Source organism: Streptomyces sp. NPDC005866 (assembly GCF_040629895.1).
Classification (GTDB): Bacteria; Actinomycetota; Actinomycetes; order Streptomycetales; family Streptomycetaceae; genus Streptomyces.
Map to the genome: position 1 here is coordinate 170,866 of NZ_JBEXWP010000008.1, position 26,005 is coordinate 196,870.

Annotated in this window: 19 protein-coding genes and 1 pseudogene; 17 read left to right on the top strand and 3 right to left on the bottom strand. The window is 71.3% G+C overall.

Features of this window, described 5'->3' with window-relative positions:
• Positions 1-63: 63 nt before the first annotated feature.
• Positions 64-1,593 carry an SDR family oxidoreductase gene (locus tag ABZ396_RS14750; protein ID WP_358919334.1) on the bottom strand — a complete coding sequence of 510 codons (1,530 nt, stop codon included), beginning with the start codon at positions 1,591-1,593 and terminating at the stop codon, positions 64-66.
• 288 nt (positions 1,594-1,881) lie between these two features.
• Here ABZ396_RS14750 and ABZ396_RS14755 point away from each other — a divergent pair, with 288 nt between their 5' ends.
• The 5 genes and pseudogenes from ABZ396_RS14755 to ABZ396_RS14775 all read left to right on the top strand — a co-directional run bounded on the left by ABZ396_RS14755 (position 1,882) and on the right by ABZ396_RS14775 (position 6,475).
• Positions 1,882-2,049, top strand: coding sequence for a hypothetical protein (locus ABZ396_RS14755; RefSeq protein ID WP_358919332.1), 168 nt, complete (start codon positions 1,882-1,884; stop codon positions 2,047-2,049).
• A 270-nt stretch (positions 2,050-2,319) separates the two neighbouring features.
• Positions 2,320-3,404, top strand: a pseudogene (locus tag ABZ396_RS14760) (S-(hydroxymethyl)mycothiol dehydrogenase).
• 361 nt (positions 3,405-3,765) lie between these two features.
• Entirely contained in the window at positions 3,766-4,128 is a 363-nt protein-coding gene (locus ABZ396_RS14765) for a bifunctional 3-phenylpropionate/cinnamic acid dioxygenase ferredoxin subunit (RefSeq protein ID WP_358919331.1), read from the top strand.
• Positions 4,125-5,288, top strand: a complete 1,164-nt coding sequence (locus ABZ396_RS14770) for an FAD-dependent oxidoreductase (protein WP_358919328.1) — start codon at positions 4,125-4,127, stop codon at positions 5,286-5,288. Before ABZ396_RS14765 ends, ABZ396_RS14770 begins: the two co-directional genes overlap by 4 nt.
• Positions 5,289-5,341: 53 nt before the next feature.
• Positions 5,342-6,475, top strand: coding sequence for an aromatic ring-hydroxylating dioxygenase subunit alpha (locus tag ABZ396_RS14775; protein WP_358919326.1), 1,134 nt, complete (start codon positions 5,342-5,344; stop codon positions 6,473-6,475).
• Between the two features lie 71 nt (positions 6,476-6,546).
• On the opposite strand, the gene ABZ396_RS14780 is transcribed toward ABZ396_RS14775, so the two are convergent.
• Positions 6,547-7,344 (bottom strand): IclR family transcriptional regulator, encoded by a 798-nt coding sequence (locus ABZ396_RS14780; protein ID WP_358919324.1) that lies wholly within the window; start codon positions 7,342-7,344, stop codon positions 6,547-6,549.
• A gap of 150 nt (positions 7,345-7,494) precedes the next feature.
• Here ABZ396_RS14780 and betA point away from each other — a divergent pair, with 150 nt between their 5' ends.
• From betA to ABZ396_RS14840, 12 genes are all read left to right on the top strand, one after another.
• On the top strand, positions 7,495-9,165 hold the full coding sequence (gene betA, locus ABZ396_RS14785) for a choline dehydrogenase (RefSeq protein WP_358919323.1): 1,671 nt from the start codon (positions 7,495-7,497) through the stop codon (positions 9,163-9,165).
• Between the two features lie 3 nt (positions 9,166-9,168).
• Complete coding sequence (locus ABZ396_RS14790; protein WP_358919321.1) at positions 9,169-10,005, top strand: 5,10-methylenetetrahydrofolate reductase; 837 nt, start codon at positions 9,169-9,171, stop codon at positions 10,003-10,005.
• Positions 10,006-10,145: 140 nt separating this feature from the next.
• Positions 10,146-11,615 carry an aldehyde dehydrogenase family protein gene (locus ABZ396_RS14795; RefSeq protein ID WP_358919320.1) on the top strand — a complete coding sequence of 490 codons (1,470 nt, stop codon included), beginning with the start codon at positions 10,146-10,148 and terminating at the stop codon, positions 11,613-11,615.
• Positions 11,616-11,634: 19 nt separating this feature from the next.
• Positions 11,635-12,726: a glycine betaine/L-proline ABC transporter ATP-binding protein gene (locus ABZ396_RS14800; RefSeq protein WP_358919318.1), complete on the top strand. Its 1,092-nt coding sequence runs from the start codon at positions 11,635-11,637 to the stop codon at positions 12,724-12,726.
• A complete protein-coding gene (locus tag ABZ396_RS14805) occupies positions 12,726-14,699 on the top strand; it encodes an ABC transporter permease subunit (RefSeq protein WP_358919317.1) in 1,974 nt (657 codons plus the stop codon). Before ABZ396_RS14800 ends, ABZ396_RS14805 begins: the two co-directional genes overlap by 1 nt.
• A gap of 13 nt (positions 14,700-14,712) precedes the next feature.
• Positions 14,713-15,678: an ABC transporter substrate-binding protein gene (locus tag ABZ396_RS14810; RefSeq protein WP_358919315.1), complete on the top strand. Its 966-nt coding sequence runs from the start codon at positions 14,713-14,715 to the stop codon at positions 15,676-15,678.
• 232 nt (positions 15,679-15,910) lie between these two features.
• Entirely contained in the window at positions 15,911-18,349 is a 2,439-nt protein-coding gene (locus ABZ396_RS14815; protein WP_358919313.1) for an FAD-dependent oxidoreductase, read from the top strand.
• A 22-nt stretch (positions 18,350-18,371) separates the two neighbouring features.
• Entirely contained in the window at positions 18,372-18,560 is a 189-nt protein-coding gene (locus ABZ396_RS14820; protein ID WP_358919312.1) for a hypothetical protein, read from the top strand.
• Entirely contained in the window at positions 18,557-19,840 is a 1,284-nt protein-coding gene (glyA, locus tag ABZ396_RS14825) for a serine hydroxymethyltransferase (protein ID WP_358919311.1), read from the top strand. The genes ABZ396_RS14820 and glyA overlap by 4 nt, the downstream gene beginning before the upstream one ends.
• Positions 19,837-21,069 carry a sarcosine oxidase subunit beta family protein gene (locus ABZ396_RS14830; RefSeq protein ID WP_358919309.1) on the top strand — a complete coding sequence of 411 codons (1,233 nt, stop codon included), beginning with the start codon at positions 19,837-19,839 and terminating at the stop codon, positions 21,067-21,069. Before glyA ends, ABZ396_RS14830 begins: the two co-directional genes overlap by 4 nt.
• 12 nt (positions 21,070-21,081) lie before the next feature.
• Complete coding sequence (locus ABZ396_RS14835; RefSeq protein ID WP_358919307.1) at positions 21,082-24,309, top strand: sarcosine oxidase subunit delta family protein; 3,228 nt, start codon at positions 21,082-21,084, stop codon at positions 24,307-24,309.
• A complete protein-coding gene (locus ABZ396_RS14840) occupies positions 24,302-24,904 on the top strand; it encodes a sarcosine oxidase subunit gamma family protein (protein ID WP_358919305.1) in 603 nt (200 codons plus the stop codon). The genes ABZ396_RS14835 and ABZ396_RS14840 overlap by 8 nt, the downstream gene beginning before the upstream one ends.
• A gap of 99 nt (positions 24,905-25,003) precedes the next feature.
• Here the strand turns inward: ABZ396_RS14840 and purU are convergent, their stop codons facing one another.
• Positions 25,004-25,876, bottom strand: a complete 873-nt coding sequence (gene purU / locus ABZ396_RS14845) for a formyltetrahydrofolate deformylase (protein ID WP_358919304.1) — start codon at positions 25,874-25,876, stop codon at positions 25,004-25,006.
• Positions 25,877-26,005 lie beyond the last annotated feature (129 nt).

Below are 26,005 nucleotides of genomic sequence, written 5' to 3' on the forward strand. Positions count from 1 at the left end.
GGGTCGAACGGCGGGCGGGCCGGCGAGGTGTTTCCGGCCCGGCGGGCACCGCGGATGCGGCCGTCAGCCGCCGGGCGTGCGCTCCCTCGCGGGGGTGGCCGGGGCGCGGGCCGCGGCGAGCGCGATGTTGCGGGCCATGCCGCCGAAGACGACCGCGTGGAAGGGGGAGACACTCCACCAGTAGGCGTGGCCTAGCAGCCCGTGCGGATGGAACAGGGCCCGCTGGCGGTAGCGGGTACGGCCCGCGGGGTCCGTGCCGGCGTACATCTCCAGCCAGGCGAGACCGGGCAGCCGCATCTCGGCCCGCAGCCGCAGCAGACGGCCGGGCTCGATCTCCTCCACCCGCCAGAAGTCCAGCGAGTCGCCGGCCCGCAGCCGGGCCGCATCCCGTCGCCCCCGGCGCAGCCCCACACCGCCCACCAGCCGGTCCAGGCGGCCACGTGCCGCCCAGGCCAGCGGGAAGGAGTACCAGCCGTTGTCGCCGCCGATCCCCTCGATCACTTGCCACAGGGCCTCCCGCGAGGCGTCCACGATCAGCTCCCGCCGGTCCGTGTACAGGCTGCCGCCCGCCCAGTCGGGGTCGGTGGGCAGCGGGTCGCTGGGCGCGCCGGGCACCGCCGCCGACGACCAGCGGGTGGCGACCCGCGCGTCACGGACGCGCTGCAGGGCCAGCCGTACCGCCTCGTCGAAGCCGAACGGATGACCGGGCCGGTCCGGCACATACCGCGCGATGTCGTGCTCGTGGCAGACGACCTCGTGGCGCAGCGACTCGGTCAGCGGCCGGGCGATCGACGCGGGGACCGGGGTGACCAGCCCGACCCAGAGACTGGACAGACCGGGGGTCAGCACGGGCACGGGGAAAATGACCCGGCGGGGCAGTCCGGCGATCGCCGCGTACCGCAGCATCATGTCGCGGTAGGTCAGAACGTCCGGTCCGCCGATGTCGAAGGCGCGGCTGACGCCGGCCGGCATCCGGGCACTGCCGACGAGATACCGCAGCACGTCGCGGACCGCCACGGGCTGGATGCGGGTGCGCACCCAGCTGGGGGTGACCATGACCGGCAGACGCTCGGTGAGATAGCGCAGCATCTCGAAGGAGGCGGAGCCCGACCCGATGACGACCGCGGCGCGCAGGACGGTCGTGGGTACACCGGAGTCCAGCAGGATCCGGCCCACCTCGGCCCGCGACCGCAGATGCGGCGACAACTCGGACTCCGGCACGCCCGACGGCGTCAGGCCACCGAGGTAGACGACGCGCCGCACCCCCGCGGCACGGGCCGACTCGCCGAAGATCCGCGCCGCCCTGCGGTCGGTCGCCTCGAAATCGTCGCCGGAACCCAGCGCGTGCACCAGGTAGTAGGCGACGTCGACGTCCCGCATGGCCTCTGCGACACGGGCGGCGTCCGTGACATCGCCCCGCACCACCTCCGCCCGCCCGGCCCACGAGTGGTCGCGCAGCTTGCCCGGGGAGCGCGCCAGACAGCGCACCCGGTGGCCTTCGGCGAGCAGATCCGGCACCAGCCTGCCGCCGATGTATCCGGTCGCCCCGGTCACCAGGCAACGCAGGCCGGGGGCGTGGTCGTCAGCGTTCATCAGCTCTGCGTCCTCCGCGTCGGACCCCCCTGGAGATCACTTCCCCGCGTGCCGCCGTGTCGGATGCGGTGAGTTCCATGGTCGGGCCGCCGGCGGCAACGGTCGACCGGGAGCGGCGGACGGCGGCGCCGGACATGCCCAGGGCCTGGAGCACGCGGGGCCGCTTCCGCGCGTCGGCGGCAGCGGCCCCGCGCCCGGGCCCTGGGCATGTCCGCGCCCATCGCGGGCAGGCGACAGGACAGGAGCCGTGTCCAGGCGAACGAAGGACGCCGGAGGTGGTCTGCCGCTATGAGCGCGAAGGTGTTGGAGCGTTTCCCCGCCGGATCTCCGCGGGGGTCGTGGCCGGCGGAGGAGTACGCGGCGGAGCGCCGCGCCGAGGGCGAGTCTGCGACGGTCGTGATGGATCTGCGGACGGACGCCTTCCTGGTCGTGGTCCCCGGCCCGGACGACGACTGACCCCCCTCAGCCGGGAGCGGTCGGACCGGGAGGCGGCTGTTTCGGCCCGGAGGGTGTCCGGCCCAGGCCCCCCGCAGATCAGGCTCTGGTGCTGGATGAGGCGCTGCATGATCGGCTGACCGGCCTGGCAAATAGCGGTGCCTGCGGGAGTGCATGAAGGCGGCGTTGTCCTTGACCGCCGCTTCGGCCTCCGGGATGCTGTGTTGCGATACACGAGATGCGTGTCGTAATGGGCAACGTCTCGCCCCCTCTGGCAGCCGAGGAGTGGCCATGTCCCAGCAGGTCCGTGCCGTCGTCGCGCGGAGCAAGGGCGCCCCTGTCAGCCTGGAAGCGATCGTGGTGCCCGACCCCGGCCCGGGCGAGGCGCTGGTCAAGGTCGAGGCCTGCGGGGTCTGCCACACCGATCTGCACTACCGCGAGGGCGGGATCAGTGACGACTTCCCGTTCCTGCTGGGGCATGAGGCGGCGGGGGTCGTAGAGGCGGTCGGGGACGGGGTCACCGACGTGGTACCCGGTGACTTCGTGATCCTCAACTGGCGTGCCGTGTGCGGGCAGTGCCGGGCCTGTCTGCGCGGACGGCCGTGGTACTGCTTCAACACGCACAACGCCAGGCAGAAGGTGACCCTCACCGACGGCACGGAACTCTCGCCGGCCCTCGGGATCGGCGCCTTCGCCGAGAAGACGCTGGTGGCGGCCGGGCAGTGCACCAAGGTCGACCGGGCCGCCTCCGCGGCGGCCGCCGGGCTGCTCGGCTGCGGGGTGATGGCGGGTATCGGCGCCGCCCTCAACACCGGCGACGTCGGACGAGTGACAGCGTCGCCGTGATCGGCTGCGGCGGCGTGGGCGCCGCGGCGGTCCTCGGCTCGAACCTGGCCGGGGCGGCGAGGATCATCGCGGTGGACATCGACGACCGCAAGCTGGACACGGCGCGAAAGCTGGGCGCCACCCACACGATCAACTCCCGGGAGACCGACGCCGTCGAGGCGGTGCGGGAGCTGACCGGCGGCTTCGGCGCCGACGTGGTGATCGAGGCGGTGGGGCGGCCGGAGACCTACCGGCAGGCCTTCTATGCCCGTGACCTCGCCGGGACCGTGGTGCTGGTCGGCGTACCCAATCCGGAGATGAAGCTGGAATTGCCGCTGCTGGACGTCTTCGGCCGGGGTGGGGCGCTGAAGTCGTCCTGGTACGGGGACTGTCTGCCCTCCCGTGACTTCCCGATGCTCATCGATCTCCATCTGCAGGGCCGACTCGACCTGGACGCCTTCGTCAGCGAGACCATCACCCTGGACGAGGTCGAGCAGGCCTTCGAGCGGATGCGCCACGGTGACGTCCTGCGCTCGGTGGTGGTCCTGTGACGAGCGGCGCCCGCACCCGGCGCGCGCTGGTGCGCACCCACGCGCACCACGACCGCATCGACGCCGGGGCGCCGCCCTTCCAGGAGTGGATCGACCGCGGTTTCTGACCGCTTCGGCTGCGACGCGGCCCTGCCCCGGTGACGGACCCTTCGACCGCACCGGGGCAGGGCCGTCGGCGCATGCGAAGGGGTGCCTGTTTCCCCTGTTCACCCGTGCTTTCGAGGGTGCTTCGGCATGCCCGGGGATCGGTCGTCGCGGCCCGTGTAAAGCGGTGTGTGAACGCCTTGACAACGCTTCGGAACCGCCCGCAGACTGACGTTGCGCTCATCGCAATCCGTTTCGCTATACGCACCGAGGTGTCATGATGATTCCCGCGTGCCGTCTCGCGGATCTGCCGCGAGGCGAGGCCCACCGGCTCGATATCGATCCGCCCGTCTCGGTGTTCCACACCGATGACGGCGAGCTCTTCGCCATCGACGACACGTGCACCCACCAGGACGCCTCGCTCGCCGACGGCTGGCTGGAGGGCCGCGAGGTCGAATGTCCCCTGCACGCCTCCAAGTTCGACCTGCGGACCGGCGCCGTGGACGCACCCCCGGCCAAGCTCCCGGTCCGCACCCACGAGGTCGTCGTCGAGGACGGCACGGTCTATGTACGGCTGTCCGCCGAGGCACCCCGTCTGCCGGCGTGCGTCGCCGCCCGCCTGGCCGGAGGCGCGGCGTGAGGTCGGTGGCCGTGGTGGGCGCGTCGCTGGCCGGGCTGTCGGCCGCGCGCTCGCTGCGGCAGCGGGGGTACGACGGCCGGCTGGTCGTCATCGGCGACGAGCCTCACCGCCCTTACGACAGACCGCCGTTGTCCAAGGAGTTCCTGGCCGGCACTGTCGGCGAGGCGGACCTGGCGCTGGAGCGGGACGACGAGGACCTCCGTGCCGAGTGGCTGCTCGGGGCGCGCGCCACCGGGCTCGACCGCACCGGGCGGGCGATCCGCCTCGCCGACGACCGGGAGGTCCGCGCCGACGGCGTGGTCGTCGCGACCGGGGCCGCCGCCCGTACCCTGCCCGGCACCGAGGGCCTCGCCGGGGTCCATGTGCTGCGCACCCTCGACGACGCCCGCGCCCTGCGGGACGACCTCACCCGGAGTGGCCGGCTTGTGGTGATCGGCGGCGGGTTCGTCGGCGCCGAGGTCGCCTCCACGGCGTACGCCCTCGGGCTCGACGTGACCGTGATCGAGGCGGCGCCGACCCCGCTTTCCGGACCGCTCGGCCGGACCATGGGCGCCGTCGTCGCCGCCCTCCACGCCGACCACGGGGTACGGCTGTTGTGCGGGGTGGGGGTCAAGGGGCTGAGCGGAGAGCGCCAGGTGGACGCCGTACTGCTGGAGGACGGCCGGAGCGTGCCCGCGGACACCGTCGTCGTCGGCGTGGGGGCGCGCCCCTGCGTCGAGTGGCTGGAGGGCTCCGGCGTCGCGCTCGACAACGGCGTGAAGTGCGGCGCCGACGGGCGTACCAGCGTGGCCGGGGTGGTCGCCGTGGGTGACTGCGCCAACTGGTACGACCCGCACACCGGCGGCCACCGCAGGGTCGAGCACTGGACCGGCGCATTGGAACGGCCGGCCGCCGCCGTCGCCACGCTCCTCGCGCACGGGCCGACGGAACCGGGCGTCCCCAGGCCCCCGTACTTCTGGTCCGACCAGTACGGCGTGCGGATCCAGTTCGTCGGACACGCCGCCGGGGCCGACGAGGTGACGGTCGAGGAGGGCTCGACCGACGACCGCAGCTTCCTCGCCGTCTACCGGCGCGCGGGCCGGCCGGTCGCCGTGCTGGGGATGAACCAACCGCGGCTGTTCACCCGCTGGCGCAAGCAGTTCGGCACCGCCGCGTCCTGACCCCGGCGCCCGCGCCACCCCACCGACCCACGACGTTCTCCGAGGAGTGCACCGTGACCTCGACCAGCCTGCCGGACAGCCTGATCGCCACCCTCCCCGGTTCCGCCTACACGGATCCCGGGATCTTCGCCCAGGAGCAGGAACGCATCTTCGAGACGATGTGGTTCTGTGCCGCCCGCGCGGCGGACCTGCCGAAGCCCGGCGCGTTCCGCACGGTCGACGTGGGCCGCGAGAGCGTCCTCGTCACCCGGACTCGGGACGGGTCGGTCCGCGCCTACTTCAATGTCTGCCGGCACCGCGGGGCCAAGCTCCGCACCGAGGAGGAGGGCGAGGTGAGGCGCGCCTTCCAGTGCCCGTACCACGCCTGGACCTACGACCTCGACGGCAAGCTGGTCGCGGCACCCAACCTCACCAAGATGCCCGACGTCGGCCGCACCGAGTACGGCCTGGTGGGCGTGGCCGTCCGCGAATGGCTCGGTTATGTGTGGGTGTGCCTCGCGGAGGACCCGCCCTCCTTCGAGGAGGACGTGATCGGGGCCGTCGTCGAGCGGCTGGGCGACACCGCGTCGATCGAGCGCTACGACATCGACCACCTCTCGGTGGGCCGGCGGATCGTCTACGACGTCAAGGCGAACTGGAAGCTCATCATCGAGAACTTCATGGAGTGCTACCACTGCGCCACTATCCACCCCGAACTCACCGAGGTGCTGCCCGAGTTCGCGGACGGTTACGCGGCGCAGTACTACGTGGGCCACGGCGCCGAGTTCGGCGCGGACATCCAGGGCTTCACCGTCGACGGCTCCCAGGGGCTCGACCGCATCCCCGGAGTCTCCGCGGACCAGGACCGGCGGTACTACGCGATCACCGTGAAACCGCAGGTGTTCATCAACCTGGTGCCCGACCACGTGATCTTCCACCGGATGTACCCGGTCGCCGTCGACCGGACGGTCCTCGAGTGCGACTGGCTCTACCTTCCGCACGTCGTGGAGAGCGGCAAGGACGTCAGCCGGTCCGTGGAGCTGTTCGACCGGGTCAACCGCCAGGACTTCGAGGCCTGCGAGCGGACGCAGCCGGGGATGAGCTCACGGCTGTACGCCAAGGGCGGTGTGCTGGTGCCCAGCGAGCACCACATCGGTGGCTTCCACGACTGGGTCCACGAACGGCTCGGTACCCGGCAGCCGGAGTGACGCGCAGGAGGGGCGCCCGTGGCCCGCGCGGAATGCGGACGCGGGCCGAACGGCGGTCGTCCTCGGGGCGCTCAGCCCAGGTACCCCATGCGGTGGCTGATCTCGTCCGCGCCCTTGACCAGCACCGTAGCCAGTTCGTGCATGCGATCCTCGGTGAACCGGTAGGACGGCCCGGAGGCGCTGATCGACGCGATGACCCTGCCCTCCCGGTCCCGGATCGGCGCGGCCATGGCATGCAGCCCGATCTCCAGCTCCTCCAGCGTCCAGGCGTAGCCGCGCTCCCGGGCCTCGGCGAGGTTCTTCTCCAGCTTCGCCTTCGAGGAGATCGTGTGCGGGGTCAGCTTCTTCAGACCGGCGTCCGAGACCAGCGCGGCCCGGTCCGCTGCGGCCAGATGGGCCAGCATGATCTTGCCGCTGGAAGTGGCGTGCAGCGGGGTCAGCTGGCCGACCCAGTTGTGCGCGGTGACGGCGGCCGTACCGCGCACCTGGTAGAGGTTGATCGCGAAGTGCTCCTGCATCACGGCGATGTTGACCGTCTCGCCGATCTCCTCGGCCAGCCGCTCACACACCTGCCGGCCCTGCTGGGTGACGTCGATACGCCCGGTGACGGCGCCCGCCAGCCGTACGATGCCGAAGCCGAGCGCGTACTTGCCCCGTTCGCCCGCCTGCTCCACCAGACCGCGCGCCTCCAGGGCGCCGAGCAGACGGAACGCGGTCGACTTGTGTACGTCGATCTCGGCGGCCACCTCGCTCACGCCCGCCTCGCCGCGCTGGGCGAGGATCTCCAGGACGCTGATGGCGCGGTCGACGGACTGTACGCCGCCGGAAGATGAGCTGTTCGTTTCGGTATCCGGACTGTAGTTGCTCATAACGGAACTATACGCGGAGTAAACAACAGCGCCCTAGAAACGCGGTGTGAACAAAGATCTTACAAGTTGCGTTGTTCGCAACCTGGTGCGTATAGCGATACTCGTACTAGCATGCCGCGCACATCGACGGCGCGAGTGAGACGAGGCACCATGGCTCCCTTGCAGTACGACTTCGTCATCGTCGGCGGCGGATCGGCCGGCAGCGCACTGGCGAACCGGCTCTCGGCCGACCCCGGCAACCGCGTGCTCGTGCTGGAGGCGGGCCGCCCCGACTACCCGTGGGACGTGTTCATCCACATGCCCGCGGCGCTGACGTACCCCATCGGAAGCCGTTTCTACGACTGGAAGTACCAGTCCGAGCCGGAGCCCCACATGGGCGGCCGCCGTGTCTACCACGCCCGCGGCAAGGTGCTGGGCGGCTCCAGCAGCATCAACGGCATGATCTTCCAGCGCGGCAACCCCATGGACTACGAACGCTGGGCCGCCGACCCGGGCATGGAGAGCTGGGACTACGCCCACTGCCTGCCGTACTTCCGCCGGATGGAGAACTGCCTCGCCGCCGACCCGGACGACGAGTTCCGTGGCCACGACGGACCCCTCGTGCTGGAACGCGGCCCGGCCGCCAACCCGCTCTTCTCCGCCTTCCTCAAGGCCACCCAGGAGGCGGGCCACGAGCCCACCGACGACGTCAACGGCTACCGGCAGGAGGGCTTCGCCAAGTTCGACCGCAACGTGCACCGCGGCCGGCGCCTGTCCGCGTCCAAGGCCTACCTCAAGCCCGCCAGGAAGCGGCCCAACCTCACCGTCAGGACACGCGCGTTCGTCACCCGGATCGTCTTCGAGGGGAAGAAGGCCGTCGGTGTCGAGTTCCAGCGCGGCAGGGGCGCCCTCCAGCAGGTCCGGGCCGAGGAGGTCATCCTGTGCGGCGGCGCGATCAACTCCCCGCAACTGCTGCAGCTCTCCGGCGTCGGCAACGCCCAGGAGCTGCGCGCCCTCGGCGTCGACGTCGTCCACGATCTGCCGGGCGTCGGCGAGAACCTCCAGGACCACCTGGAGGTGTACATCCAGTACGCCTGCAAGCAGCCCGTCTCCGTACAGCCGTACCTGGCGAAGTGGCGGGCCCCCTTCATCGGCCTGCAATGGCTGTTCCGCACCGGACCGGCCGCGACGAACCACTTCGAGGCCGGCGGCTTCTGCCGCAGCAACGAGGACGTGGACTACCCCAACCTGATGTTCCACTTCCTGCCCGTCGCGGTCCGCTACGACGGCTCCGTGCCGGCCGGCGGCCACGGCTACCAGGTCCACGTCGGGCCCATGTACTCCGACGCCCTCGGCTCGGTGAAGATCAGGAGCAGGGACCCGCGCGAACACCCGGCGCTGCGCTTCAACTACCTCTCCACCGAGCAGGACCGTCGCGAGTGGGTCGAGGCGATCCGGGTGGCCCGGAACCTCCTCGACCAGCCTGCGCTCGCCCCCTACAACGGCGGGGAGATGTCGCCTGGCCCGTCCGTGGCGACGGACGAGGAGATCCTCGCCTGGGTCGCCAAGGACGGCGAGACCGCCCTGCACCCGTCCTGTACCTGCAAGATGGGCACCGACCAGATGTCCGTCGTCGACCCGCTGACCATGCGGGTGCACGGACTGGACGGGCTGCGCGTGGTGGACGCCTCGGTGATGCCGTACGTCACCAACGGCAATATCTACGCTCCGGTGATGATGATCGCCGAGAAGGCGGCCGACCTCATCCTCGGCAAGGAGTCGCTGCCGCCGTCGAAGGCCGCCTACTACCGGCACCGTGACGCCCAGAAACAGGCCGGGTAGCGCATGGGCGCCGAGGCCCTGCGGGCGCTGCTCGCCCGCGTCCGCTACGAGGTGCTGCCGGCGAAGGCGACCGAGGAGAAGGTCCTCGCCCAGGTGCCCCGCGATGTCGTGGTCACGGTCACGGCGTCGCCGGTCACGGGCCTGGAGCCGAAGCTTGCCCTCACCGAGCGGCTCGCGGCGCACGGGTACCGTGTGGTCCCGCATGTGCCGGCACGCCTGTTGCGGGACGACACACACCTCAAGGACGTCGCCGAACGGCTGCGCACCGCGGGTGTCGGCGACCTCTTCGTACCGGCGGGCGACGCCGACCGGCCCGCCGGCCCGTACGACGGAGCCCTGCCGGTGCTGCGCCGGCTGGCCGAACTGGGCAGGCCCTTCGCGGAGACGGGGATCACCGGCTATCCGGAGAGCCATCCGCTCATCCACGACGACCTCACCATCCAGGCGATGTGGGACAAGCGGGCGCACGCCACGTACATCGTCAGCAACCTCTGCCTCGACCCGCGCGTGCTCGGCGGCTGGCTCGCCCGGATCCGGCGCCGGGACGTGACCCTGCCCGTGTACCTGGGCGTCGCCGGACCCGTCCAGCGGGCGAAGCTGCTGTCGATGGCGACGAAGATCGGAGTGGGGGAGTCGACCCGGTTCCTCACGAGGCACGCCTCCTGGTTCCGGCGTCTCGCGGCACCCGGCGGCTACGAGCCTGAGCGGCTGCTGACCCGTGGCGCGGGGGCCTTCACCGGGCCGTCGGCAGGCGTGGCCGGGCTCCATCTCTTCACCTTCAACCAGGTGGCCGAGACCGAGCGGTGGCGCCGTGCGCTGCTGGACCGGCTGGGCGGCTGACCCGCACCGCAAGGGCCGCTTTCGCGGCCGAATCGGGATACCGGACCCCTTGACGGCTGTCAGTCCATTCGGTCAGGGTGTTCCACCAAAAGCAATCCAATGCACAATGCGCAACGAATTCGGGCTCGAAGGGCGCGGCCGTGGCAGATCTGTATGTGGATGGTGAATGGCGCGCGGCGGCGGCAGGCGGCCACCGTGAGATCCGCTGTCCGGCGGACGGTACCCTCGTCGCCACGGTCTCGGAGGCGACCCGTCCCGACACCGAGGCCGCGATCGCCGCGGCCCGGCGCGCCTTCGACGACGGCCCCTGGCCGCACACCCCCGAGCGGGACCGCGGCGCACTGCTGCTGCGCGCCGCGGACATCATCGAGCGCGACGCCAAGGACTTCGCCCGCGCCGAGTCCCTCGACACCGGGAAGCGCCTGGTGGAGAGCGAGTACGACATCGCCGACGTCGTCTCCTGCTTCCGCTACTACGGCGGTATCGCCGGCACCAGTGCCGGACGGGTGGTCGACACCGGCCGCGACGACGCGCTCAGCCGCGTCACCTATGAACCCGTCGGCGTCTGCGGACTGATCACCCCGTGGAACTACCCGCTGCTGCAGGCCTCTTGGAAGGTCGCCCCGGCCCTGCTCGCGGGCAACACCTTCGTCCTCAAGCCCAGTGAGCTCACGCCCTCCACCTCGATCCTGCTGATGAAGGCCCTTGCGGAAGCGGGCCTCCCCGCCGGCGCCGCAAACCTGGTGCTGGGCGCCGGAGCCGAGGCGGGCGCGCCGCTCGCCGAGCACCCGGCCGTCGACATGGTGTCCTTCACCGGCGGACTGCACACCGGCCGGCACATCATGGCCACCGCCGCCGCCACGGTGAAGAAGGTCGCCCTGGAACTCGGCGGCAAGAACCCCAACGTCGTCTTCGCGGACGCCGACTTCGCCACCGCCGTCGACTTCGCGCTCACCGCCGTCTTCCTGCACTCCGGGCAGGTCTGCTCGGCCGGCGCCCGGCTGATCGTCGAGGACTCGATCCACGACGCCTTCGTCGACGAGGTCGTCCGCCGGGCCCGACTCATCCGCCTCGGCGGCCCCTTCGACCCCGAGGCCGACACCGGGGCGCTGATCTCCGCACAGCACCGCGAGAAGGTCGAGGCGTACGTCGCCGCCGGCCTCGCGGAGGGCGCCGTACTGCGCTGCGGCGGCGCGCGCCCCGACGACCCCGCGCTGGCGGACGGCTTCTACTACCCGCCCACCGTCCTCGACGAGTGCCGGCAGGACATGCGGGTGGTGCACGAGGAGTCCTTCGGACCCGTGCTCACCGTGGAGCGCTTCCAGGACGAGGACGACGCCGTCCGCATCGCCAACGACACGGAGTACGGCCTCGCCGGCGCCGTCTGGACGCAGGACGCGGGCAGGGCCCAGCGTGTCGCCCGCAGGCTGCGCCACGGCACCGTGTGGATCAACGACTACCACCCCTATGTGCCGCAAGCGGAATGGGGTGGCTTCGGGCATTCGGGTGTGGGCCGCGAGCTGGGACCGGCCGGCCTGGACGAGTACCGAGAGCCCAAGCACGTCTGGCAGAACATCCGACCCCGGCCGCAGCACTGGTTCCGCGGCTGACGCCGAAGAGAGGCCGATCATGACCCCAGCCCAGACCGAGGTGTCGCAGCGGCGCGGCACGTCCCAGGACCCCCGGGAGCGCACCCCGGTCATCTCCGTGCGCCGGCTGTGGAAGGTGTTCGGGCCGAAGGCCGACGAGGTGCCGGGCTCGGAGGAGCTGTGCGGGCTCACCCGCCGCGAGCTGATGGACCGCACCGGTTGCACCGCCGCCGTCCGGGACGTGAACTTCGAGGTGTCGCCCGGCGAGGTCTTCGTCGTCATGGGCCTGTCCGGGTCCGGCAAGTCCACCCTGGTGCGATGTCTGACCCGGCTGATCGAACCCACCGCCGGAGAGGTCGTCTTCGAGGGCGAGGACATCCGGGGCGCCGACACCCGGCGGCTGCGGGAGCTGCGGCGCAGCAAGTTCTCCATGGTCTTCCAGCACTTCGGCCTGCTGCCGCACCGCAAGGTCGTCGACAACGTGGCGTTCGGCCTGGAGATCCGGGGCATGGGCAGGGCCGAGCGGACCAGGAAGGCCATGGAGGTGGTCGAACTGGTGGGGCTCGCCGGATACGAGAACTCCTACCCCGACCAGCTCTCCGGCGGTATGCAGCAGCGCGTCGGCCTCGCCCGCGCCCTGGCCGGCGACCCCGACGTCCTCTTCTTCGACGAGCCGTTCTCCGCCCTCGACCCGCTGATCCGCCGCGACATGCAGAGCGAGGTCATCCGCCTGCACCACGAGGTCGGCAAGACCATGGTGTTCATCACCCACGACCTCTCCGAGGCACTGAAGCTCGGCGACCGCATCCTGATCATGCGGGACGGCAGGATGGTCCAGTGCGGCACCGGCGACGAACTCGTCGGCGCCCCGGCGGACGACTATGTACGGGACTTCGTCAAGGACGTGCCGCGCGGCGATGTCCTCACCCTGCGCTGGATCATGCGGCCCGCCGCGCCGGAAGATGCCCTGGACGGACCCGAGTTGGGCCCGGACGTCGTGGTCCGCGAGGCCACCCGGGCGGTGCTCGCGGCCGAGAAGCCGGTCAAGGTCGTCGAGAACGGCAAGCTGCTCGGCATCGTCGGCGACGAGGAGATCCTCGCCGTCGTCGCCGGACAGGAGGGCGGCGCGTGATGGCCGCCGTCGCCGACGCGACCGCGCCGGTCGCCACCCTGCGCCACAAGGTCAGCCGCCCGATGGTGGTGGCGGCGATCCTGGTCGTGTGGCTGGTGCTCTTCGCCGTGCTGCGCGGCCGGCAGACGCTGACCCTGGCCGCCGCCGACCTCACGGGCCTGCACCACTGGCTGAACGACGTCAACGACAGCATCGGCGCCAACCGCAACTCCAACCCGGTCTTCCTGTACTTCTTCAACGAGATCCGGCTGGCCATCGACAACCTGGTGACCTTCGTCCAGTCACTGATCTCCCAGCCCACCGGCTCCCGCCCGGTCCCGCAGATCGGCTGGCTCGGCGTCGTCGGACTCGCCGGTTACGTCTCCTGGGCCGTGGGCAACTGGCGGGTGGCGCTGCTGGCCGCGGCCGGCGTGACCTTCTTCGGGCTGCAGGGCCTGTGGCAGGAGAGCATGGACACCCTGGCGCTGACCCTGTCGGCGGTCCTGGTGGCGCTGCTCATCGGCATCCCGCTCGGGGTGTGGGCGGGGCTGTCCGACCGGTTCAACCGGATCATGACGCCCTTCCTGGACTTCATGCAGACGATGCCGACCTTCGTCTACCTTGCCCCGCTGACCCTGATCTTCCTCATCGGCGGGGCCTCCGCCGTGATCACCACGGTGATCTACGCGGCACCGCCCGCCATCCGCATCACCGCGCACGCCATCCGCTCCGTGCCCGAGACCACCGTGGAGGCGGCCGAGTCGCTCGGCACGACACGGACGCAGCTGCTGCTGAAGGTGCTGCTGCCGATGTCCAGGCGCACGGTGGTCATGGGCGTCAACCAGACCATCATGGCCGCGCTGGCCATGGTCACCATCGCCGCCCTGATCGACGCGCCCGGCCTCGGCAAGACCGTCGTCCAGGCCCTGCAGTCGCTCGACGTCGGCACCGCGTTCAACGCCGGTCTCGCCATCGTCGTCATGGCCATCGTGCTCGACCGGGTCACCACCGCGGCCGCCGCCCGAACCGAGGCCCGCCGCACCGGCGGCCCGTTCCTCACGTGGCGCCGACCGCTGCTGGCGGCCGGTGGCATCGCGGCCGCCGTCCTGGTCTACCTCTCCCACACCTACGTCTGGGCGGCCGAGTTCCCCGGCGACGGCGCCGTCGGCACCCATGTCGCGAGCGCCGCCGACACCACGACCACCTGGCTGCAGGACCATCTCTCCGGCCTGACCAACGCCCTGCGAGACGTCCTCACCAACGGCCTGCTCAACCCGTTCCAGACGCTGCTCACCGACTCCCCGTGGTGGCTCGTCGGCGCCACCCTGGCCGCGCTCGGCGCGGTGCTCGGCGGCTGGCGGGCCGGGGCGACGGCCGCCGTGTGCGTCGGGCTGCTGGTCGGCACGGGCCTGTGGTCGGACAGCATGACCACCCTCGCCTCGACCGCCGTGGCCACCGTCCTGGTGATGCTTTTCGGCGCCGTGGTCGGCGTGTGGATGGGCCGCAGCGCGCTGGTGGACCGGCTGATCCGGCCCACCCTGGACGCCGCTCAGGTCATGCCGCCATTCGTCTATCTCGTGCCGTTCCTGGCGCTCTTCGGCGCGACCCGCTTCACCGCGATCGTCGCGGCGGTCGTCTACGCGGCACCCGTCGCGATCAAGATCATCGCCGACGGGGTGCGGAACGTGCCCGAGTCCACCGTGGAGGCGGCCACCTCGGCCGGGTGCAACACCTGGCAGATCATCACCAAGGTCCAACTGCCGATGGCACGCGGCGCCCTGACCCTCGCGACCAACCAGGGCCTGATCTACGTGCTGTCGATGGTTGTGGTGGGCGGCCTGGTAGGGGCGGGCGCCCTCGGCTACGACGTCGTGGCCGGTTTCTCGCAGGGGGAGCTGTACGGCAAGGGGCTGGCGGCAGGGCTCGCCATCGTACTGCTCGGAGTCATGTTCGACCGGATCACTCAGGCTGCGGCGCGACGCACCCGGGCATAAGGAGCGCGACACCATGGCACAACACTGGCGAGCCGGCGCGGCCGGCCTGGCCGTCCTCGGCCTCACCCTCACGGCCTGCGGCGGAGCGAAGGTCGGCGAGAGCGGTTCCGCCGGCTCGACGTCCTCGGGCGGCAAGTGCGGCACCTTCAACCTGGCCGTCAACCCGTGGGTGGGCTACGAGGCGGACGCGGCGGTCGTCGCGTACGTCGCGGAGCACGACCTCGGCTGCACGGTCAACAAGAAGGACCTCAAGGAGGAGATCGCCTGGCAGGGCTTCGGCACCGGCGAGGTCGACGCCGTCCTGGAGAACTGGGGTCACGACGATCTGAAGAAGAAGTACATCACCGGGCAGAAGACGGCCGTGGCGGCCGGGTCGACCGGCAACAAGGGAATCATCGGCTGGTTCGTCCCGCCGTGGCTGGCCAAGGCGCACCCCGACATCACGAACTGGGAGAACCTCGACAAGTACGCCGCCGACTTCAAGACGTCCGAGTCGGGCGGCAAGGGCCAGCTGCTCGACGGCGACCCGTCGTACGTCACCAACGACGCCGCCCTGGTCAAGAACCTGAAGCTGAACTTCAAGGTGGTGTACGCGGGCAGCGAGACGGCGCTCATCCAGGCCTTCCGCACGGCCGAGAAGAACAAGCAGTGGCTGATCGGCTACTTCTACGAACCGCAGTGGTTCCTGTCCGAGGTGCCCCTGGTGAAGGTGGACCTGCCCAAGTACACGACGGGCTGCGACGCCGACGCGGCGAAGGTCGCCTGTGACTACCCCGTCTACGACCTGGACAAGATCGTCAGCGCCGGCTTCGCCAAGTCGGGCAGCCCGGCGTACGACCTGGTGAAGAAGTTCAACTGGACCAACGAGGACCAGAACACCGTGGCCAAGTACATCGCCGTGGACAAGATGTCCGACGAGGCCGCGGCGAAGAAGTGGGTCGACGCCAACCGCGACAAGGCCGACGCCTGGCTGAAGTAGCGGGGGCGTGAACAGGCCGGTCCAGTACGCCCGGCGGGTGGTGCGCACAGCTGCGCACCGCCCGCCGGGCGTTGCCGTCTGCCCGGCTGCCTCCCGGCCGTTTCCCGGCCCGTTTTCCGACGTCACCCGACCCCTTGACACCCTTCCTCGACGACGGGCACATTGAGTTGCGCAGCCTGAATCACGTTGCGCACGAAGCAACTGCACCGGTCTCAAGTTCGGAGGTTGGTCGATGGCGGGACCCCGAGTGGTCATCATCGGAGCGGGCGTCGTGGGAGCCGCCCTCGCGGACGAGATCTCCGCACGCGGCTGGACCGAGGTGACCGTCGTCGACCAGGGCCCTCTCCCGGCCACCGGGGGCTCCTCCTCGCACGCCCCCGGCCTGGTCTTCCAGACGAACCCCTCGAAGACCATGACGGAGCTGGCCCGCTACACCGTCGAGAAGCTCTGCTCCCTCGACGTCGACGGCAAGCCCTGCTTCCTCCAGGTCGGCGGCCTCGAAGTGGCCACCACCCCCGAGCGCCTCGCCGAACTCCACCGCCGCCACGGCTGGATCACCGCCTGGGGCATCGAGGCACGGATCCTCACCCCCGGGGAGTGCGTCGAACGGCACCCGCTGGTGAACCGGGACCGGGTCCTCGGCGGCCTATTCGTCCCCACCGACGGCCTCGCCAATGCCGTCCTCGCCGTCGAGGCCCAGATCCGCCGGGCCACCGAGCGCGGCGTCCGCTTCCTCGCCCGCCACGAGGTCCTCGACGTACGCCGGAGCGAGGGCCGCGTCACCGGCGTGCTGACCGACCAGGGGGAGATCCCCGCCGACATCGTCGTGTGCTGCGCCGGCATCTGGGGCCCCAGGATCGCGCGCATGGTCGGCATGAACCTGCCGCTCACGCCGCTCGCCCACCAGCTCGCCTGGACCGGCCCCGTCCCCGCCCTCGCCGGCCAGACCGAGGAGGCGGTCCGCCCCATCCTGCGCCACCAGGACGCCGACCTCTACTACCGCGACCGCTTCGACGGCCTCGGCATCGGCTCCTACGGCCACCGCCCCATGCCGGTCTCCGCCGACGACATCCTCTCCGTGGACGAGGCCGAACAGATGCCCTCGGTGATGAAGTTCACCGAGGAGGACTTCGAGGACGCCTGGACCGAGACCCGGTCACTGCTCCCCGCGACCCGCGAGGCCAAGGTCGAGGAGGGCATCAACGGCCTCTTCTCCTTCACCACCGACGGCTACCCGCTGCTCGGCGAGTCCCCGGACGTCAAGGGCTTCTGGGTCGCCGAGGCCGTCTGGGTCACCCACTCCGCGGGCGTCGGCCGGGCCGTCGCCGAATGGCTGGTGGACGGCCACTGCTCGTCCTTCGACCTGCACGAGTGCGACATCAACCGCTTCGAACCGCACCAGCTCGCCCCTGAGTACGTCCTGGCCCGCGACTGCCAGAACTTCGTCGAGGTCTACGACATCCTCCACCCCCTCCAGCCGAGCGGGAAGCCCCGCCCGATCCGCACCAGCCCCTTCCACACCCGCCAGCGGCAACACGGCGCGTTCTTCCTGGAGGCCAACGGCTGGGAGCGCCCCCAGTGGTACGAGGCCAACGCAGGCCTGGTCGAGGGCCGCGCCATCCCCACCCCCAACGACTGGGCCGCGCAGTACTGGTCGCCCATCGTCGGCGCCGAGGCCCAGGTCACCCGCGAGACGGTCGCGATGTACGACATGACCGCCCTCAAGCGCCTGGAGGTCACCGGCCCCGGTGCCGCCGACTTCCTGGAGGGCCTGGTCACCGGCAAGGTCGCCAAGTCCGTCGGCTCGGTCACGTACACCCTGCTCCTCGACCACGACGGCCGCATCCGCAGCGACATCACGGTCGCCCGCCTCGCCCGCGACCTCTTCCAGGTCGGCGCCAACGGCAACCTCGACCTCGACTGGTTCACCCGTCACCTCCCCGCCGACGGACGCGTCCAGGTCCGCGACATCACCCCCGGCACCTGCTGTATCGGCCTGTGGGGTCCGCTCGCCCGCGAGGTCCTGCAACCGCTCACCGACGAGGACTTCACCAACGAGGGGCTCAAGTACTTCCGCGCCAGACGCGCCTACATCGGCTCGGTGCCGGTCACCGCGATGCGGCTGTCGTACGTCGGCGAACTCGGCTGGGAGCTGTACACCACCGCCGACCAGGGTGCGAAACTCTGGGACACCCTCTGGCAGGCGGCCGAGCCGCTCGGCGGCATCATCGCCGGGCGGGGCGCCTTCAACAGCCTGCGCCTGGAGAAGGGTTACCGCTCCTTCGGCACCGACATGACCTACGAGCACGACCCCTACGAGGCCGGCCTCGGCTTCGCCGTCAAGCCCGACAAGGGTGACTTCGTCGGCAGGGCCGCGCTGGAGCGGCGCAAGGCGGATGTGCGGCGCCGGCTGAGCTGCCTCACCATCGACGACCCACTGGCCGTCGTCATGGGCAAGGAGCCGGTGTACGACGGCGAGCGCGCGGTCGGCTATGTGACCAGCGCCGCCTACGGCTACACGGTCGGCAAGGGAATCGCGTACGCGTGGCTGCCGGCGGAGCTGGCCGTGCCCGGTACGTCCGTGCACATCGGCTATTTCGACCAGCGGGTTGATGCGGTTGTCGCCGAGGAGCCGTTGTTCGACCCGGCGATGTCCCGTCTCCGTGGCTGAGCGGATCGAAGGAGGCGCCGCGATGTGCCGTCGTACGGCCTCGCTCCGCCGCGAGCCGCCCGCCGACGCGAGGCACACCGGAACCAAGGGGCCGGCCGGGCACACCCGCGAGAGGGACACCGCCGCCGAGGTGGCCGGCCCGCCCGCACCGATCACCCCGGAGACGCTGCGCCCCGGCGCGGCCGCCGAGAGGAACACGAACCCCGCATGAACGCGCTGAACACGCCCCTGGCCGAGCTGGACCCCGAGGTCCATGCCGCTCTCCGTGCCGAGCTGAACCGCCAGCAGTCCACCCTGGAGATGATCGCCTCCGAGAACTTCGCGCCCACCGCCGTGATGGAGGCGCAGGGCTCGGTCGCCACCAACAAGTACGCCGAGGGGTACCCCGGCCGCCGCTACTACGGCGGCTGCGAACACGTGGACGTCACCGAGCGGTTGGCGATCGAACGCGTCAAGTCGCTCTTCGGCGCCGGCTTCGCCAACGTCCAGCCACACTCGGGCGCCCAGGCCAACACCGCCGTCTTCTTCGCCCTGCTCCAGCCCGGCGACACCGTCCTCGGCCTCGACCTCGCGCACGGCGGCCATCTCACCCACGGCATGCGCATCAACTACAGCGGCAAGATGCTCCACGCCGTGCCGTACCACGTCTCCGAGACGGACCACCTGGTGGACATGGACGAGGTGGAGCGGCTCGCCAAGGAACACCGCCCGAAGATGATCATCGCGGGCTGGTCGGCGTACCCGAGGCAGCTGGACTTCGCGGCCTTCCGCCGGATCGCCGACCAGGTCGGTGCCCTGCTCATGGTCGACATGGCGCACTTCGCGGGCCTGGTCGCCGCCGGACTGCACCCGAGCCCCGTCCCGCACGCCCACGTCGTCACCACCACGACGCACAAAACCCTCGGCGGACCGCGCGGCGGGGTCGTCCTCACCAACGACGCCGACCTCGCCAAGAAGATCAACTCGGCGGTGTTCCCCGGGATGCAGGGCGGCCCGCTGGAGCACGTCATCGCCGCGAAGGCCGTCTCCTTCAAGGTCGCGGCAGCACCCGAGTTCGCCGAACGCCAGGCCCGCACCCTGGCCGGCGCCCGTATCCTCACCGAGCGCCTGACACGGCCCGACGCGGCCGCCGCCGGTGTGCGGGTGCTGACCGGCGGCACGGACGTCCACCTCGTCCTCGTCGACCTCCGGGACTCACCCCTGGACGGCCGGCAGGCCGAGGACCTCCTCCACACGATCGGCATCACCGTCAACCGCAACGCCGTCCCCTTCGACCCGCGCCCGCCCATGGTCACCTCCGGCCTGCGCATCGGCACCCCCGCGCTGGCCACCCGGGGCTTCACCGAGGAGGACTTCGCCACGGTGGCCGACGTGATCGCCCTCGCCCTCCAGCCCGAGCCGGACGTCCCCGCCCTGCGTGCCCGCACCGAGGCGCTGGCCGCCAAGCACCCGCTCTACCCGCACCTCTCACACGACGGAGACGTCCGATGAGCCCCCGCACCCCCGGCGCCGACCTGCCCGACCACCCGGACTTCCTCTGGCGCACACCCGAGCCGAAGCGGTCCTACGACGTGGTGATCGTCGGCGGCGGCGGCCACGGCCTCGCCACCGCCCACTACCTGGCGAAGAACCATGGCATCACCGATGTCGCGGTCCTGGAGAAGGGCTGGCTCGCGGGCGGCAACATGGCCCGCAACACCACGATCATCCGCTCCAACTACCTCTGGGACGAGAGCGCGGGCATCTACGAGCACGCGCTCAAGCTGTGGGAGGGGCTGGAGGAGGAGCTCGACTACCCGATCCTCTTCTCCCAGCGCGGCGTGCTGAACCTCGCCCACAGCCTCCAGGACGTCCGCGACAGCGTCCGCCGGGTCCAGGCCAACCGCCTCAACGGCGTGGACGCCGAATGGCTCGACGCCGAGCAGGTCAAAGAGGTCTGCCCGATCGTCAACGTCTCACCCGACGTGCGCTACCCGGTCCTCGGCGGCACCTACCAGCCGCGCGCCGGCATCGCCAAGCACGACTACGTGGCCTGGGGCTTCGCCCGGTCCGCGGACGCGGCCGGCATCGACATCATCCAGAACTGCGAGGTCACCGGAGTCGATGTGGCGGGCGGCCGGGTGGTCGGCGTCCAGACCACCGCCGGCCCGATCGCCGCCGGCAAGGTGGCCCTCTGCTCGGCGGGCCACACCTCGGTCCTGGCCGCCATGGCGGGCATCGAACTCCCCCTCCAGAGCCACCCCTTGCAGGCCCTGGTCTCCGAACTCCTGGAGCCGGTCCACCCGACGGTGGTCATGTCCAACGCGGTCCATGTGTACGTCAGCCAGGCACACAAGGGCGAGCTGGTGATGGGCGCGGGCATCGACGCGTACAACTCCTACACCCAGCGCGGCGCGTTCCACATCATCGAGGAACAGATGTCCGCCGCCCTGGAGCTGTTCCCGGTCTTCGCCCGCGCCCACGTCCTGCGCACCTGGGGCGGCATCGTCGACGTCAGCCCGGACGCCTCACCCATCGTCGGCCGCACCCCGGTGGACAACCTCTACCTCAACTGCGGCTGGGGAACGGGCGGTTTCAAGGCCACGCCGGGGGTCGGCTGGGTCTACGCCCACACCATCGCGTACGACTCCCCGCACGCGCTGAACGCCCCCTTCTCGCTCGACCGTTTCACCACCGGCGCGCTCGTCGACGAGCACGGCGCGGCCGCGGTGGCCCACTAGGGAGCCCGAACCATGCTGCTCATCCCCTGCCCGTGGTGCGGGCCCCGCGACGAGGCCGAGTTCCACTACGGCGGCCAGGCCCACGTCCCCTACCCCGAGGACCCCGCGTCCCTCACCGACGAGGAGTGGGCACGCTACCTCTTCTTCCGCGCCAACCCGAAGGGCCCCTTCGCCGAGCGCTGGAACCACACGGCGGGCTGCCGCAGCTGGTTCAACGCGGTACGGGACACGTCGACGAACGAGATCCTGACGGTGTATCGGACGGGGGAGCCGCGCCCGGAGGCCCTGCAGCCGCGTCCACCGCACCCAGCCCGTCCGGCGGCTTCCAGCCCGGCTCCGCCCCGATCAGCCCGGCCGGCGTTTGAGGGCGAGGCCCCTTCTGGGGCGAAGCGAGGGTCCGGGGGCGTCGGCGGCTCTGCCGCCGGCCACCCGTTCCGCACCCCCACCGGCGGCCGAGTCGACCGCACCACCCCCCTCACCTTCACCTTCGACGGCACCGAATACCAGGGCTACCGCGGCGACACCCTCGCCTCCGCGCTCCTCGCCAACGGCGTCATCCAGGCCGCCACCAGCATCAGACTCGGCCGCCCCCGGGGCATCTTCTCCGCCGGCGCCGAAGAACCCAACGCGGTCGTCCAGATCGAGGCTCCCTTCCCCGAACCCATGCTTCCCGCCACCACCGTCGAGCTCTACGACGGCCTGGTCGCCCGCAGCCTCCCGGGCCAGGGACGCCTCGCCACCGAACCCGACCCCGCCCGCTACGACGCCGTGCACGCCCACTGCGACCTGCTGGTCGTGGGCGCCGGCCCCGCGGGTCTCGCGGCGGCAGCGGCGGCGGCCACCAGCGGCGCCCGCGTCATCCTCGCCGACGACCAGTCGGAGCCCGGCGGCAGCCTGCTGGGCACCGGCGAGCACACCGACTGGGTGGCCACGACTCACGCACGCCTCGAAACCGCCCCCGAGGTCCGCGTCCTGCGTCGCACCACCGTCTTCGGCCACTACGACGACAACCACCTCCTCGCCGTCGAACGCCGCACCACCCACCTCGGCGCGGACGCCCCGGAGCACGTCTCGCGCGAACGCGTCTGGCGGATCCGGGCCCGGCACGTCGTCCTGGCCACCGGCGCCCACGAGCGGTCGCTCGCGTTCGGCGACAACGACCGCCCCGGTGTGATGCTGGCCGCCTCGGCGCGGACGTACCTCCACCGGTACGCCGTCCTGCCCGGCCGGCGCGCGGTCGTGTTCACCACCAACGACAGCGCCTACGCCGCCGCACTCGACCTGGCGGCGGCCGGAGCGGACATCGCGGCGATCGTCGACACCCGGCCCGAGCCGGGGGAGTGGGCCGAACGCGCCCGGTCCGCCGGGATCGAGGTACTGGCCGGACACGCGGTCACCGGCACGGCGGGCGGCGCCCGTCTCACCGCCGTGACCGTCGCCCCGTACGAAGGTACCGGCGCGCAACGGGAGTTCGCCGCCGACCTGCTTCTCGTCTCCGGGGGCTGGAACCCGGTCGCGCATCTGTTCAGCCAGGCGGGCGGCAAGCTCCGCCACGACGAGACACCGGGCACGTTCGTCCCCGACGGCTGCCGTCAGGCGGTGGCGGTCGCGGGCGCAGCGAACGGGGCGTTCGACCTCGCCACGGCCCTCGCCCAGGGCGCGGCGGCCGGCGCCCGGGCGGCCGAGGCCGAGGGCTACACCGCCGAGGCCCCCGGTCTTCCGACGGCACCCGCCCAGCCGTACACCCCGCCCATGCAGGTCTTCACGATCCCCACCCGCACCGGCGCCCCACGCTTCGTCGACCTCCAACGCGACGTCACCGTGGACGACTTGACCCGTGCGACCGGCGCGGGCCTGCGCTCGGTCGAGCACACCAAGCGCTACACCACGGCCGGAACCGCCAACGACCAGGGCAAGACCGGCGGGGTGCTGGCGAGCGGGGTGGTCGCCGAACTCCTCGGCGTGGACATCTCGGCGCTCGGTCTGCCCACCTTCCGGCCGCCGTACACCCCCGTCTCCTTCGCCACCCTGGCGGGCCGCGACCGTGGCGCGCTGCACGACCCCGTCCGCACCACCGCCCTGCACGGCAGGCACGTCGAGCACGGCGCGCTGTTCGAGAACGTCGGCCAGTGGAAGCGGCCCTGGTACTACCCGCGGGACGGCGAGGACATGGAGACGGCCGTGCTGCGCGAGTGCCGCGCCGCCCGCGAGGGCGTGGCCTTCATGGACGCCTCCACGCTCGGCAAGATCGATGTACAGGGCCCGGACGCCGCGCTCTTCCTGGACCGGCTCTACACGAACATGATCAGCACCCTGAAGGTCGGCATGATCCGCTACGGTGTGATGTGCCGCCTGGACGGAATGGTGTTCGACGACGGCACGGTCATCCGGCTCGCCCCGGACCGGTTCCTGGTCACCACCACGACCGGCAACGCGGCGGCCGTCCTGGACTGGATGGAGGAGTGGCTGCAGACCGAGTGGCCCGACCTGCGGGTGCACTGCACCTCGGTCACCGAGCACTGGGCCACCGTGGCGCTGGTCGGCCCGAAGTCCCGCCAGGTCCTCGGCTCGCTCGCGCCCCGACTGGCCCTGTCCAACGACGACTTCCCGTTCATGGCGTGGCGGGAGACCACCGTCGCCGACGTCGAAGCCCGGGTGTGCCGGATCAGCTTCTCCGGCGAACTCGCCTACGAGATCAACGTGTCGCCGTGGCGGGCTCGCGCGCTCTGGGATGCCCTGTATGAGGCGGGGGCGCCGTACGGCATCACTCCGTACGGCACCGAGACCATGCATGTGCTGCGCGCGGAGAAGGGCTACCCGATCGTCGGCCAGGACACCGACGGCACGGTCACCCCGCAGGACCTCGGCATGGGCTGGGCGGTGTCCAGGAAGAAGCCCGACTTCATCGGCAAACGCTCTCACGCCCGCGCCGACACAGCCCGCCCCGACCGCAAGCAGCTGGTCGCCCTGCTCACGGACGACCCCGATGTCATCCTCCCGGAGGGCACCCACCTGGTCGCCGAGAGCGAACTGCCCGCCCCGCCGGTCCCCATGCTCGGCCATGTCACCTCCAGCTACCGCAGCGCGGCGCTCGGCCGGACCTTCGCCCTGGCCCTGGTCAAGGCCGGCCGGAACCGTGTCGGCGAGCGCCTCTTCGCACCCGTCGGCGAACGGCTGCTGCCGGTGACCGTCGCCAGTCCCGTCCTCTACGACCCCGAGGGAGCCCGCCGTGATGGCTGACACCGCCCCGACCGCATGGCAGCGCAGCCCCCTGGCCGACGCCGCGCACCGCCTGGCCGCCGTGACGCGCTCCTCCCGGGGCGCGATCCGGCTGGCCGAACTCCCTTTCCTGGCCCAGGTCAACGTCCGCCTCGGCGCCAAGAGCCCGGCGGCGGACGCCGTGGGACCGGCTTTGGGACTCCAACTGCCCCTGGAACCGAACACCGTCGTGCACGCGGGGGAGGTCGCCGCGGTATGGCTCGGCCCGGACGAATGGCTGGTGGTGGGCCGCCCCGGCACCGAGCGGGAGCTGGAGAGCCGGATCCGCTCGGCGGCCGGGGCGGAACCGGTCGCCGTCACCGATGTCTCCGCCCAGCGCACCACCCTCCTGGTCGGCGGCCGCCACGCCCGCGATCTGCTGTCCCACGGCTGCGCGCTGGACCTGCACCCGCGCGCCTTCGGCCCCGGCCGCTGCGCCCAGACCACGCTGGCCCGCACCCAGGTCGTGCTGGTCGCCCGCGACGAGAGCCGGGCCGGGTTCTGGGTGCTGGTGCGCTCCTCCTTCGCCGGCTACCTGGTGGACTGGCTGCTGGACGCGGCCGTGGAATACGCCTGAGCGGCGCGGGAGCCGGCCGGAGCAGGTGCTTCGGACCGGCCGGCGGCCCGCGGTACGGCGGTGTCCGCCGATCGGAGCGCGGGTGCCTTGTCCAGTGCCTCAGCGGAAGACGACTGTGCAGTGGCCGTTGACCAGCACACGGCTCTCGCTGTGCCACCGCACGGCGCGGGCGAGGACCTGGGCCTCCACGTCCCGGCCCAGGGCGACCAGTTCGTCCGGGGCGTGCGAGTGGGTCACGCGTACGACGTCCTGCTCGATGATCGGACCCTCGTCGAGATCGGGCGTCACATAGTGAGCCGTGGCGCCGACGAGCTTCACACCGCGCCGGTGCGCCTGTACGTACGGCCGGGCCCCCTTGAAGCTCGGCAGGAACGAGTGGTGGATGTTGATGGCCCGTCCGTCGAGCTGCTTGCACAGGTCGTCGGAGAGGATCTGCATGTACCGGGCGAGCACCACCAGGCCGATGCCGAGCTCGTCGACGAGGCGGAGCAGCCGGGCCTCCGCCTCGGCCTTGGTGTCGGGTGTCACCGGGATGTGATGGAAGGGGATGCCGTAGTTCCGTGCCAGTGGCTCGAAGTCGCGGTGGTTGGAGACGATCGCGGGGATCTCGATGTTCAGGGAGCCCGTGGACCTGCGGAAGAGCAGGTCGTTGAGGCAGTGGCCGAACTTCGACACCATGACCAGGGTGCGGGTCGGGGTGGACGCGTCGTGCAGCCGCCAGCTGATGTGGTGCGCCTCGGCGACCGGGGCGAAACCGGTGCGCAGATCCCGCAACGAGACGGCGCCGTCCGGGACTTCGAAGTGCACCCGCATGAAGAAGCGGTTCTGCAGCCGGTCGTCGAACTGCTGGCTCTCCAGGATGTTGCCGGAGTGGCGGACCAGGTAGCCGGTGACGGCGTGGACCAGACCGGCCCGGTCGGGGCACGACAGGGTGAGGACGAACTCGTGGCCGGGCTGCGGTCGAGGAGACATGCCATCCTCCAGGATGCGCGCTGCGCAACGATATGAGTGATGCGCAACATGGTCCGGCCGGGGTGGCCGGCCGGTCAAGAGGCAGTGTTCTGCTTGGTGCAATCGAGCGTGCGATACGCAACAGGGGGT

Excerpts from the sequence above, each read along its gene's own strand:
- ABZ396_RS14810 (WP_358919315.1), top strand. The coding sequence starts at position 14,713 with ATGGCACAACACTGGCGAGCCGGCGCGGCCGGCCTGGCCGTCCTCGGC.
- ABZ396_RS14835 (WP_358919307.1), top strand. The coding sequence starts at position 21,082 with ATGCTGCTCATCCCCTGCCCGTGGTGCGGGCCCCGCGACGAGGCCGAG.
- ABZ396_RS14815 (WP_358919313.1), top strand. The coding sequence starts at position 15,911 with ATGGCGGGACCCCGAGTGGTCATCATCGGAGCGGGCGTCGTGGGAGCC.
- glyA (WP_358919311.1), top strand. The coding sequence starts at position 18,557 with ATGAACGCGCTGAACACGCCCCTGGCCGAGCTGGACCCCGAGGTCCAT.
- purU (WP_358919304.1), bottom strand. The coding sequence starts at position 25,876 with ATGTCTCCTCGACCGCAGCCCGGCCACGAGTTCGTCCTCACCCTGTCG.
- ABZ396_RS14805 (WP_358919317.1), top strand. The coding sequence starts at position 12,726 with ATGGCCGCCGTCGCCGACGCGACCGCGCCGGTCGCCACCCTGCGCCAC.
- ABZ396_RS14840 (WP_358919305.1), top strand. The coding sequence starts at position 24,302 with ATGGCTGACACCGCCCCGACCGCATGGCAGCGCAGCCCCCTGGCCGAC.
- ABZ396_RS14755 (WP_358919332.1), top strand. The coding sequence starts at position 1,882 with ATGAGCGCGAAGGTGTTGGAGCGTTTCCCCGCCGGATCTCCGCGGGGG.
- ABZ396_RS14830 (WP_358919309.1), top strand. The coding sequence starts at position 19,837 with ATGAGCCCCCGCACCCCCGGCGCCGACCTGCCCGACCACCCGGACTTC.
- ABZ396_RS14780 (WP_358919324.1), bottom strand. The coding sequence starts at position 7,344 with ATGAGCAACTACAGTCCGGATACCGAAACGAACAGCTCATCTTCCGGC.
- ABZ396_RS14790 (WP_358919321.1), top strand. The coding sequence starts at position 9,169 with ATGGGCGCCGAGGCCCTGCGGGCGCTGCTCGCCCGCGTCCGCTACGAG.
- betA (WP_358919323.1), top strand. The coding sequence starts at position 7,495 with ATGGCTCCCTTGCAGTACGACTTCGTCATCGTCGGCGGCGGATCGGCC.
- ABZ396_RS14800 (WP_358919318.1), top strand. The coding sequence starts at position 11,635 with ATGACCCCAGCCCAGACCGAGGTGTCGCAGCGGCGCGGCACGTCCCAG.
- ABZ396_RS14750 (WP_358919334.1), bottom strand. The coding sequence starts at position 1,593 with ATGAACGCTGACGACCACGCCCCCGGCCTGCGTTGCCTGGTGACCGGG.
- ABZ396_RS14765 (WP_358919331.1), top strand. The coding sequence starts at position 3,766 with ATGATGATTCCCGCGTGCCGTCTCGCGGATCTGCCGCGAGGCGAGGCC.
- ABZ396_RS14820 (WP_358919312.1), top strand. The coding sequence starts at position 18,372 with ATGTGCCGTCGTACGGCCTCGCTCCGCCGCGAGCCGCCCGCCGACGCG.